The organism is Endozoicomonas sp. SESOKO2 (assembly GCF_024606245.1).
Classification (GTDB): domain Bacteria; phylum Pseudomonadota; class Gammaproteobacteria; order Pseudomonadales; family Endozoicomonadaceae; genus Endozoicomonas_A.
This window is the reverse complement of record NZ_JAHHPQ010000055.1, coordinates 1-11434: the sequence shown is the minus strand read 5'-3', so window position 1 is coordinate 11434 and position 11434 is coordinate 1. Positions and strand designations below refer to the sequence as shown.

The following is an 11434-nucleotide window of genomic DNA, read 5'->3' as shown; positions in this document are numbered from 1 at the left end:
CGTAATATTGTTCAATTATTATATTGCATTTTCTGCTTTCCTTGTTTTTTGAGAAGCGAGACGATTAATCAAGACATTCCAGAGCAGGAAGCGAGAATAAGGGCGCTGGAAGCAGCAACGCCAAACCATTTGCCAGAACATGTAAGCATCGATAGCCGCTCTATAACCCATATAGCTTTGACCGATAATATTCGAAGGCTTTTATCGTCAAGCACAGAAGCTGTAGACGATGATATCTATATATTTGACCTGTTCCTGAGCAATCCGGAAACACAAAAATTGATAAAAGCACATCTAAACTCTGAGACCTACAAGACGCATGAATTTATTATAATACCCGGGTTATTCAATACAGCCAGACTTGCTGAGATTGTCGTAAAAGAGCAAAGTAGTGAAAACGACAGTGAAGGTGACGATGACCTGAAACCAACAAATTTTTTAACATTAATCTTTCGTGGCGGACCTGTTGTGCGATACCACCTCAAGAAATTACCCACCAATGACATTCAGGTATTAGCGGTTTCGGTTAGCTCTGATTCTTATATCCTGTCATTTGTTATTGATAATTATGATGCTTTAGCTAACCAACCTATGACAACTTATTATTCATCGGAAGAACCATTATTCTTCGTCGAACCCTGTCATTGTAGAGGAGCATGTAACTGTGCTAACTCAAGAAATAATCATACAGATGAGTCAGATTATCAGAATGACAACATGAATGAGAACATGAGTGACAGCATCACTGATAGTGTGTTTTTTACTCTGGAGCAGTCAAAATGAGTACAAGGTTGTAAAAACCTCAAAAAAAATAGTGAGATGAGCTGCACGTGCTATTCTCAGCTGCCAATGTCTGAAGATTGATATTAGTAACAAATAGGTAGTTAACATTGAAAACAAACGTCAGGTTAATCATTTTACTCTTGCTTTGCTTGCTATCATCTTATTCAAACTCAAATGACCTGCACTTTACATGGAAGCTGGAGCATTTGGGGCGATCAGTACTCAGTGGTACAGCCACATCATCCACTCATTCCAGTCACAGTGAGGGTACAAGAAAATGCTATTGGGATGACCCCACCAGATGTTTTAGTTATATTTCCGGGGATCGTTTTGTCACTTACGGACTGACCTCTTCCGCTAATATAGAGTTTAATCAGCATAACACGGCCAATCGTGTGCCAATTTTTTTTCGTGACTTATTAGGAAATGGCCAACATAACTTTCAGCATCGTTTCCATATTCGTTACACATTAAGAGGTAAAACGAAAACAACAGCACGTAATATTATCCAAATGTTAAGCTTTTTTAATACGCCTTTTATTTCGACTAGCAGTATGTTTTTTCAAAACTTACCAAAGAATGAAGAAAGGGTGAAAACGCTGGAAGCAGCAACGCCAGAGAGTTTGCCAGAACATGTAAGTATCGTTGGCCGCTCTGTATCTCGATCTTATATAGCCGTGACCGATAATGATCAAAAGCTGTTATCGTCAAATACAAAAGCAATAGACCATGATACCCATATATTCGACCTTTTCCTGAATACTCCAGAAACACGACAATGGATAATAGATCAGCTACTAAACTCTCTGACCTACAGGACGTTTAAGCTGATAATTCCTGAGTTATTCAATACGGCCAGGCCCGCTAATATTCTTGTACAACAGCAAAGCATTGAAGATGATAGTGTAAACCTGCAACCGTCTCATTTTTTATCATTATATTTTCAAAAAGGAACTGTCGTACAATATCACCTCAGGAAATCACCCGACAATGACATTCAGGTATTAGCGATTTCGGTTAGCTCTAAATTTTATACCCTGACATTCACCATCGATCATTATGATGCTTCCGCTAAAGCTAACCAACCTCCTCCACATTTTGCACAATTCCCGGGAACAGGAAACTGTTACTGTGGTGGAGCATGTAATTGTGCCACCTTAAGAAATAATAATACCGGAGCCACTCTTGCAGAGCTGGAAGCAGCGTGTCACTGGCCGGAAGTGGAAAACACGCTCACCATGAAGGATGCTCGTGAAATATTACGCTCGATGGTATCACAATACAAGGATGGCGATTTCAATATGGAGTTGCACCGCTCCTCGCGGCTGAAACGCGAAGACAAGCCCACTAAGAAGAAAATTCACGTCTTATTACCAGACTCCCGGGAAACCGAAGACGAGGATGGCAATTTCAATATGGATGCGTTCCGAACCACCTACACCCTGTTTAATGAACAAGAAATGCCCCAAGAGGAAGAAGAGAATGAAATGCATAGATACCCGGAATGTCAAGACGCGGATGACGAGTTTAATGTGAAGCAGTAATGAACATCAGGTTATGCTACGTTCACATTTCTCAGGGAGAATCGTCTTGCCGCTAATCAAGAGAAAACCCTATCCACGGGTTGAGAAGTTTATGAGACATAAATCAACAGCATTGCTAAGAGCTATCATTGTAAGCTGATAGATAACTCCGTCGTTGGGAATAGTGATGGGCTTAGACCGACGACAATTATATAAAGACGGGTAAAAGCAACGATACCTTAACAAAAAAACCAAACACTTCTCTTTTTTTTAAACATTCAGGTACGGTTAGTTATCGTTAGAACTCCAGAAAGTTTTTTCACATAAGTCATTTGAACTATTCTTAACTGCCAATATCTAAAATTTTACTAATGATAAACAGGTAGTTAAAAGTGAAAACAAACGTCAGTTTTATTGTTTTATTCCTGCTTTGCTTACTATCATCTCATTCAAACTCAAAAGAGTTACAGTTTAACTGGAAGCTGGAAAATCATGGCCATTTAACACTCACTGGTACAGCCACATCATCCACTTCCAGCGAGTATAGTGATGGTGTAAGAATGCGTAATTATGATGACTCCGATCAACTGGACTCTGTTGATACCGGGCGTGATTGCGACCATTATGACGTATTTTCTAAAACTCAAATACATTTTAACCAGACTAATACTAGTAATAATGTACCAGATTTCTTTTATAGCTTATTTGGCAACGGCCTTAATGACCTTAAACATACCGTCCGAACTCGTTACACACTAAGAGGTCAAACGACAACAACAACATGCAGTCTTTCAGAATTATTATGTTGCATTTTCTGTAAACCTTGTTCAGTAGCATACGAGCTACATTCACATGACTTGGAAAATCAGCAAGAAAGGGTGAGAGCACTGCAGGCAGCAACACCAAGCAATTTTCCAGAACATCGAACTATCGATAGACGCATTATGACTCATAGAGCTAGAACAAATAATCTTCAAACACTTTTTTTGTTAAGTAGAGAAGCTCTCGATGATGACACCCATATAGTTGAGCTTTTCCTGAATACTTCACAAGCACAAAAATGGATAATAGGTCAGCTAAACCGATCAACCAACCAGAGGTTAAAATTGATAATACCTGAGTTATCCCATGAAGCTTTACCGGCTGTCATTCTTGTGCAAGGTCGAAATGACAGAAGTCATAGTGAAAGCCTGCAACCATCACATTTTGTATCATTCATTTTCACTAATGGGATTAAAGTACAATACCACCTTAATCAAGTATCCGACGAAGATATTCAGGTATTGGCGATTGCGGTTAGCGCTCATGGTTACACACTGACGATGGTGGTTAATAATTACGATGTTATAGCTCACCAACCCCCTCCACATTATTCAGAATTAGTAAAAACCTGTGATTGTGACGGCGCATGTAATTGTGCTAGCTCAAGAGAAAATGAAACCGATGTCTCAGGTTATCAGAGTGATACCCCTAGTAATTATGTGCTCTTTGGACTGGAGCACTCAAACTGAACATCAGGTTAAGCTAATTCCTCTCATTCATATTTCTCAGACTTGGTAGTCCTTAAGCTAATCAAGATGAAATCTGATTCTCAGGAGAAGAAAATCTTGAGACTTCAGTCAAGGATCATTTGTAAGAACCGGTATGGTCAACGGTTAATAAGCTCCGTTGTCTTGAATAGTGACAGTCAAAGACCGATGACCAAAATAAAGACTGGTAACTATACCTTAACAAAAAAAATCCATACAACTCTCTGTTTTTAAACTACTTTGATTAGTTCACAACTAATGACAAAACTGTAATATAAAAACTGTGAGGTTTTCGTTGAATAAACCATTTCCTTCTTTCTCAAACGCATTAACCCCTTCTTTGTTTCTGGCTGTTTCGTTTTCCATGTCGATGAGCTCCTATGGGTTACCAGTGGACACCTTGTGTGAAGAGTATGGAGAGCGTTTCAATCAGGCTAACTCACCCTCCAGTCTTGGCGGTGCCTATGGCGAATGGATTGATAATAAATGCAATATTACTGTTCTTCCCTTAAGTGAACATAACAAAAAAGTTTCTCTTGTCGATGTCAGACTCCCCATTGTTTTGAAACCCTCTCCGGTGTCAGACTCAGGCGTTTCCATAACGCAGGAACATCAAAAACAAAAGGAGATAGATGTCTCATTTATTTCACCATCAAACATTGAACCCACCTCCCACAAAGGCAAGTATTATCCGATCTATTCTCCCCGTGCCGGCGATGATGATTATTCTGATGGCTTAACATCGAAGAATCCTACCTTAATGGCATCTCCGGGGTATGAAGAAGAGGTTCTATTGGAACTGCCGGGCGATGTCATTATCGAAGAGGGTTTCATTATTGACCGCTCTCAACTCAAACCCACCATCAGTGGCTGCTTCCATTCGGGTCTTGCACTGTTTGGCAAAATGATTTCTGGCGACGTCTCAGGTGTTGGCTTTTCAGATATGGGTCTTCCAGCTTGTACCGGATTGTATTTGGGTGCAGCTGACTTCACAGTCCCTGACAACAAGATCCGACAAGCGCATAAAAATAAAGCCAGCTCAGGAGGAAGCAATGGAAGCGCTGGCGCCAAAAGTAAGAATAATGGCAATGGCCATAGAGGTGGTAGTCATGGACGCGGTGGAAAAAGCAGCAAAAATGGCAAAGGCGCTGGTGCCAGTGGTGGAGCCGGTGGCGGACAGGACCCCTTTCAAGGAGGTAAAGGCCCTAAGTTTATGATGGAACCGGATTTTAAGGCGTTAGTTGATGCCATAAGAAAACTTGCCAGCCTGAAAACGGAGAAGGGGTTTGATCGATCATCAAGCTCGGTTAAATCACTCGCTGGACAAATTAGAAGCGGTATCAAAAATTTGTCAGATGATCAGAGAGAATACATTTATACAAATTCCATCTATCAATCCATCACCCACCTGTTATGAGCAGCTAACCAGTTGGTTTCACAAATCTGGACGGTGGTTTTTTTCCATCCTGCTGCGCTCCAGTTCTGGCTACGTAAATAAGGCCAGGCTCAGTCATTGTAACTGGGATGAGTGCCTTGGTGGATGACAAAACCCACTCACCAGAATGTGCGTACCCAACTGGCCAGATACTCAAGATTTGTGTTTTTCTGAGGCACTCTTCAATGGACGATATTGTTGAGTGCTTTTGATGAAAGAACCAACGCTCAGTCATGTCAGTGACTTGAACATCACCTCAAAAAAGCTTTAAAACAAAGGATTTATGTTTAAATTCATGGCAGGATATCAGACAAGAAGCAACAACAAGAGTCTGACATTATGGAAAAGATAATTACCACAGACCGATTAATCCTCAGGGCTTTCACTCCGCAAGACGCTGGCCAGGTAGAAATACTCGCTGGAGAAGAGCAGGTAGCCAGACTGACCGAAAACATACCCCACCCCTACCCTGATGGCCTGGCAGAAGAATGGATTAAGGATAATGAAAGCCTGAGAGAAAAAAACAATGCTTTCGTCTATGCCATCACACTGAAATCATCAGACACACTGCTGGGAGCCATTGGGTTGACTAACACCACCCACACACAAGCTGAATTGGGCTATTGGCTGGGACTGCCCTACTGGGGGCAGGGGTATTGCTCTGAAGCCGGACAATCACTCATCAGCCATGCCTTTGAGCAGCTGCCATTCAACCAGATCCGCGCCAGAGCACTCACTAAGAACGTAAAGTCCGAGCGGGTACTCTTGAGACTCGGTTTTCGATCCACCTCGGAAATTCTTGAAAAAGTAAAAGAAGATATGGATACCGTAAAATATTATGTTCTGGATCGAAATCATTCAGGTTAAGTCGCCGGAAGTGGTCAGGATCAAGATTGTCACTCCGCAAGCGACGGATCACCGCATCCACTTTCCAGTTTCAACAACCATTCGGCAGTAAAAGAATTATTTATGGAAATAAAACTAGACGACCTGCAGGGCCAGGAAATTGCTTATCTTCTCCAGGAGCATATGGATGATATGCACACTCAGTCACCGGCAGAAAGCGTTCATGCTCTGGGTATTGAGGCGTTGCGCTCGCCAGATATTACCTTCTGGTCCGTCTGGATAAACCGCAGTCTGGCCGGTTGTGGCGCCTTGAAAGCCCTCTCGCCCCATGAAGGTGAAATCAAGTCCATGAAGACCTCATCCGGCTTTCTCAGAAGGGGTGTGGCTTCGGCTCTCTTGAAAAATATTCTCAGTGAAGCGGAACGAAGACAGTATAAAACCGTGTACCTGGAGACAGGCTCCATGGACCACTTCAAACCAGCCTGTGAGCTTTATGAGCGCTTTGGTTTTGAGCCCTGTTCACCTTTTGGAAATTATCAGGAAGACCCCAACAGCCTTTTCTTTTCAAAAAAACTGTAATCCCATATCGCCGGGTATTACCTGACGCTATCGCCCATGAGTATGAAGATGAAGCTTTGCCTAAAGTCCACACTGAAGTGCTACGGCTCAACCCTCTTTTATTGACAGTGCCTGATAAAATCGATCGCTATCTGCATAATAAGCTGCCATAAAAGACGGGCATAATTAGCCTTCTATACTGAAAATGTTTGTTTCTAAAACATAATAAGGACGGCTCTACAGGGACTGAACCATGGCCACCAGCGTTGAAAACTGCCTGAACACACTCCGACAGGACCTCCTCCGGGAAACTATTCCGACAAGCCGGCAGCCGCCCGAACCTGAAGACAAGCCTCGCTGGCTCGGGAGGCGCATGGTCAGAAAGGTAAAGGACTTCGGTCTTAAACTGGCTGACATGCTCAGGGGCCGTGGCTGGCTCAGCGATAAAAAGATCAATGAGCGGGAAATTCACGAATGCCGCTGGGCCCGGAGCGTTGCCGGGGCAGGACTGGTTGACCAGCATTTGATTCCTGTTAAAGTCCCGGAACAGGAGCTTGTCGAGCGCACTCAACTAGCCCGGGAACTCTGGCAAAAAGACCCGTACAGTTTTGCCCTCTGGTGCATTGAAAACGATCAACCTTTCCCTGAACACTTTCTGGTGGCAGAACTCATCCCCTGGCAGATGGAACAATTTGCCAGCCTGGGCCTTAATCGCAATGATGCGGCTCGCATGTCCCTGCGCCTGAGTGTTGCAGTGAAGCTAATGAATCCCCCTGAAGCCAATGATCAAGGGGAAAGCCTGACGGTATTGCCGACAGATAGCCCGGATGAGATTGAAAGAAAGGGGCGTTATCACGAAATTCTTCCCAATCAGAATCATGACCGGGAATCGGCCGATCGGTATATGGACAGTTTTATAGGCCACTATTCCCCCCGCGAGCAAATCGAACTCTTGAAAGCCTGCCGGGATGAACTGGCGACCAACCCTGACAGTCATCGACTGTCCGAGCTCAGCTTACTCAGAAAAGTGATCAGTGATCGTCAAAAACAAGAGACCGCGCAATTTCTCAGCCAGCGACAAGGCAACGATGACAACCTGATCGACTTCGATACAGAACTGGACGAGAGAGGGCGTCCAAAAAAACCGTCATGACCATAGAATTTCCCGGCTAAACAACGCGCCCGCCATCCATTTGAATCACGCGGTCCATGCGCTCCAGCATGGCCTTTTTATGGGTAATCATAATGACGGTTTTATCCCGGTATGCGTCCAGAATCTGATTCATCAAATGATCCTCACTGATCGGGTCAAGCCCCTCACTGGCTTCATCCATAATCAACACTTCACCCTTTTTCAAAAGTGCCCGGGCTATCGCGAGCCTGCGCTGCTCTCCTCCGGAAAGAGCAACCCCACCCTGCCCCAGCCATAGATCGAGCAAGTTATGGTCACCTTCAGCCGCTGCCAGACGATCCAGACCTACCGCCTTGACCGTTTCCAAAAGTTCACTGTCCTGCGCTTCGGGTCGGGCCATTTTCAGATTTTGCCTGAGCGTCGAACTGAACACGTGGGTTTGCTGGGGAATCACCGTTAACAACTGATAGAGTGAAGCCTCGGAATAGTCATTAATGGCAATGCCACCCACCTCGATTCTGCCTTCAAACCCCGTGAGCTGTCGGGTGAGGATTCGGATCAGTGTTGACTTGCCACAACCCGTTTTACCCAGTAATGCCAGATGCTGACCTGCTGGAATATCAAGACTGATGCCATCCAGAATCATCGGACCCTCTGTCTTACTGACCGCTGCGGCTGGATATTGGAAATAGACATCCAGAAAAGCAATCTGGCCTTTGAAGGCATCCGGTAGGGTTTTATCTCCAAATTCAATGGCTTCTTCTTCAAGGATTTCGGTCAGCCTCGAAGCGGCCAGTTGGGTGTTGCCAAGAAACTGGAAAGCACCCGGCAAAGGCATCAATGCTTCAAAAGCTGCCAACACCGCAAAAACCGACATAACCATAACGGGCCCGGAAATAACACCCTGCTGATATTCTCCTGCGGCAAGATACAGCATGATGACCGCTGAAATGCCAGCCCCGGCCAACATCAACGCACCACCCAGCCCTTCCAGTCTCGACATTTTTTTTTGGGTATGGTGCAGATGTTGCTCAGTAGCGTCGGTACGTTCTCTCATCCTGACTTCTGAACCATAAATTCTGGATTCAGCCATGCCCTGTAGATAGTCCAGGACTTTTTGTCTCAGCTCCCCCATCAGCTTGCCCTGTTGCCGACCACTCTTGTAACCGAGGCGATAGAACATCAGGGGTAGCACGATCAGCCAGACGCCCATCAGCAGTATCGCCCCCCGGCCCAGTACAGGACTGAAGAAACTCAGTCCAAGGGAAAGCAGAATAACAACCAGCACCGCAGCAGTGACCGGACTGAACAGTCTCAGATAAAGCTGATCCAGAGCATCAACGTCCGCCACAAGACGGTTCAGCAACTCAGCTTTTCGATAGCGCTTCAACTGAGTCATAGAAAGTGGAAGCAGTTTCTCGAAGAACCAGCTTCTCAGCCAGGCCAACAGCTTGAAGGTAGCATCGTGACTCACCAATCGTTCAAAGTATCGGGCAGCAGTACGACCGATCGAAAAACCTCGAACCCCCGCACCGGGAGAGAAGAAGTCAAACGTCTGAGCGGTCACAACCGTCAGACCCGCCAGAGCCGTTGCCGTGATAAACCAGCCAGACAAAGCCAACAGCCCAAGACTGAACAGCAAGGTCGCCAGAGCCAGTAACATACCCACAGACAGAGCACCCCAGTGCCTGCGATAAAGCTTTAAATAAGGCAGCAAATCACTCATTATCAAGACTCCCTGCTAAACCAGCCACAAAGGCTTGCACCACCGCAGACTCCCGTTTGAGAACACCTGGTTCACCATCGGCGACCAACTGCCCGTTTTCAAGCATCAACACTCTGTCCATCGAATCAATTTGCTTGAGCCGATGAGTGACAGTGATCACCGTACATTCCGGATCAATGGCTTCCAGAGCATCCAGAACGAGGCGCTCATTGTAGGCGTCCAGACTGGCTGTTGGCTCATCCAGAATTAACAGTTTCACCGGCTCAGCGATGGCTCTTGCCAACGCTATTCGCTGTGCCTGCCCTACAGAAAGGTTACCCCCCTGTTCTTGCAGCAGAGCGTTCAGCCCCCCTGGTAACTGTTCGACAATCTCCATAGCCTGAGCCTTTGCCAGAGCCCGATTGACCTGAGACTCATCCAGATCACGACCTAATGAAACATTTTCATAGACCGTGCCATGGATAATCATGGGTTGTTGCCCCAACCAGGCGATTCTTTTACGCCAGTTATCCATTGAAAAGCTGGAGAGGTCTTCTCCGGCGACCCTGATTTTGCCCTGATAGTTCCAGAATCCCATCAGGGTGTTAACCAGCGTCGACTTACCTGCCCCGCTGGGACCAATGATGGCCACCCGTTCGCCGGCCGCAATGTCAAAAGAGACTTCCTTGAGTAATGCTCTGCCTTCGACACTACCCTGAACCGTCAGACGCTCTGCATTGAGTGAAACCGGCGTCTCCATGGCCAACGAACCCTTGCCCTGATGCACCCTGGACTCTTCGCGTTCAAGCGTCTCAAGGATAAGTTCTGCTGCACCTACTGCTTTTGATTTAGCGTGATAATGCGTTCCCAGATCACGCAGAGGTTGATAAAACTCAGGTGCCAACAACAGCAGGAATAAACCGGAATAGAGGCTAACCCCGGCACCATAACTGCCAAAATTGAGATAGCCCAGAAAACTCATTCCCAGGTAAACGGCGAGAATGGCAATGGAAACAGACGCAAAAAACTCCAGCACCGTGGAAGATAAAAAGGCCAGTCGCAGAACCTGCATGGTTTTATGTCGAAAATCTTCACTGGCCGTTTTCAGAGACTCGTGCTCATGGCGGGTGCGCTGGAACAGCCTTAACGTTTCCATCCCCTGCAAACGATCCAGAAAGAAGCCTCCCAGTCGGTTCAAGGCCCGAAAATTCCGTCGATTCGCCTCAGCGGCCTTGATTCCTACCAATGCCATAAACACTGGAATCAAAGGGGCTGTCCCCAAGAAAATCAGACCGGCAGTCCAGTTCATTGGAAAGGCCACGATCAAAATGACCAAAGGAATTAATACCGCCAGAGCCATCTGTGGAATGTAGCGAGCAACAAACTCCTGTAGCTCTTCCACCTGCTCTACCACCATAGTCGACCAGCTGCCTGCAGGCTGCTCAGCAATCACCAGAGGGCCCAGAGCTTTTAGCTTGTTGAGAATGGCTCCACGAATGACTTCCCTGACAACCAACCCGGAAAGTAACAGAATACCCTAAAAAATTCTGGCGATTGCTTACGGGGTCTTCATTTGCTGCTCCTGCTGCTCTCAAGGCAGCACTGTTTGCGAATCTGCCATTGAGAGCTTGTCACTACTAGTCCCTGAACCGTACAACAAACCACGCAGCCCAATTGAATACGTGTCAGGAATCAGTAATAAAACGACATATGTCAATTATTTGGTGGTCATTCTTTAGCTTTTTTTGCTGGAGTATTTTCACTGCCGGCTGACTTTTGGACAGCGGCGAGGATGCCTCTGAGCATATTCAGCTCCTTGGCTTCAGGTCTGGCTCGGTTGAACAGGCGACGAAGACGGGTCATTACCAGGCCCGGGTGCTGTTTGATGATAAAGTTAATCTTGTTCAGCGTCTCTTCCAGGTG

9 protein-coding genes and 1 pseudogene are annotated in these 11434 nt (G+C 45.8%); 7 read left to right on the top strand and 3 right to left on the bottom strand.

Going from position 1 to position 11434, the window contains the following annotated elements; translation table 11 throughout:
- From KDK17_RS01365 to KDK17_RS01335, 7 genes are all read left to right on the top strand, one after another.
- The coding region (locus KDK17_RS01365; RefSeq protein WP_257287174.1) for a hypothetical protein at positions 1–783 on the top strand (783 nt) is incomplete at its 5' end.
- Between the two features lie 395 nt (positions 784–1178).
- Entirely contained in the window at positions 1179–2327 is a 1149-nt protein-coding gene (locus KDK17_RS01360) for a hypothetical protein (RefSeq protein ID WP_257287173.1), read from the top strand.
- Positions 2328–2698: 371 nt separating this feature from the next.
- Entirely contained in the window at positions 2699–3817 is a 1119-nt protein-coding gene (locus KDK17_RS01355; RefSeq protein WP_257274689.1) for a hypothetical protein, read from the top strand.
- A 313-nt stretch (positions 3818–4130) separates the two neighbouring features.
- Positions 4131–5252, top strand: coding sequence for a hypothetical protein (locus KDK17_RS01350; protein ID WP_257287172.1), 1122 nt, complete (start codon positions 4131–4133; stop codon positions 5250–5252).
- 357 nt (positions 5253–5609) lie between these two features.
- Positions 5610–6137 (top strand): GNAT family N-acetyltransferase, encoded by a 528-nt coding sequence (locus tag KDK17_RS01345; RefSeq protein ID WP_257287171.1) that lies wholly within the window; start codon positions 5610–5612, stop codon positions 6135–6137.
- A 102-nt stretch (positions 6138–6239) separates the two neighbouring features.
- Complete coding sequence (locus KDK17_RS01340; RefSeq protein WP_257287170.1) at positions 6240–6695, top strand: GNAT family N-acetyltransferase; 456 nt, start codon at positions 6240–6242, stop codon at positions 6693–6695.
- 232 nt (positions 6696–6927) lie between these two features.
- The gene (locus KDK17_RS01335; RefSeq protein ID WP_257287169.1) at positions 6928–7827 is read left to right on the top strand and encodes a hypothetical protein; all 900 of its coding nucleotides are present in this window, start codon (positions 6928–6930) and stop codon (positions 7825–7827) included.
- 16 nt (positions 7828–7843) lie between these two features.
- Here KDK17_RS01335 and cydC read toward each other — a convergent pair whose 3' ends face one another.
- The 3 genes and pseudogenes from cydC to KDK17_RS01320 all read right to left on the bottom strand — a co-directional run.
- A complete protein-coding gene (gene cydC / locus KDK17_RS01330) occupies positions 7844–9532 on the bottom strand; it encodes a cysteine/glutathione ABC transporter ATP-binding protein/permease CydC (protein ID WP_257274683.1) in 1689 nt (562 codons plus the stop codon).
- Entirely contained in the window at positions 9525–11027 is a 1503-nt protein-coding gene (cydD, locus tag KDK17_RS01325; RefSeq protein ID WP_257287168.1) for a cysteine/glutathione ABC transporter permease/ATP-binding protein CydD, read from the bottom strand. The genes cydC and cydD overlap by 8 nt, the downstream gene beginning before the upstream one ends.
- Before the next feature lie 212 nt (positions 11028–11239).
- Positions 11240–11434 (bottom strand): annotated as a pseudogene (locus tag KDK17_RS01320) (tRNA (cytosine(32)/uridine(32)-2'-O)-methyltransferase TrmJ); the annotation flags it as partial.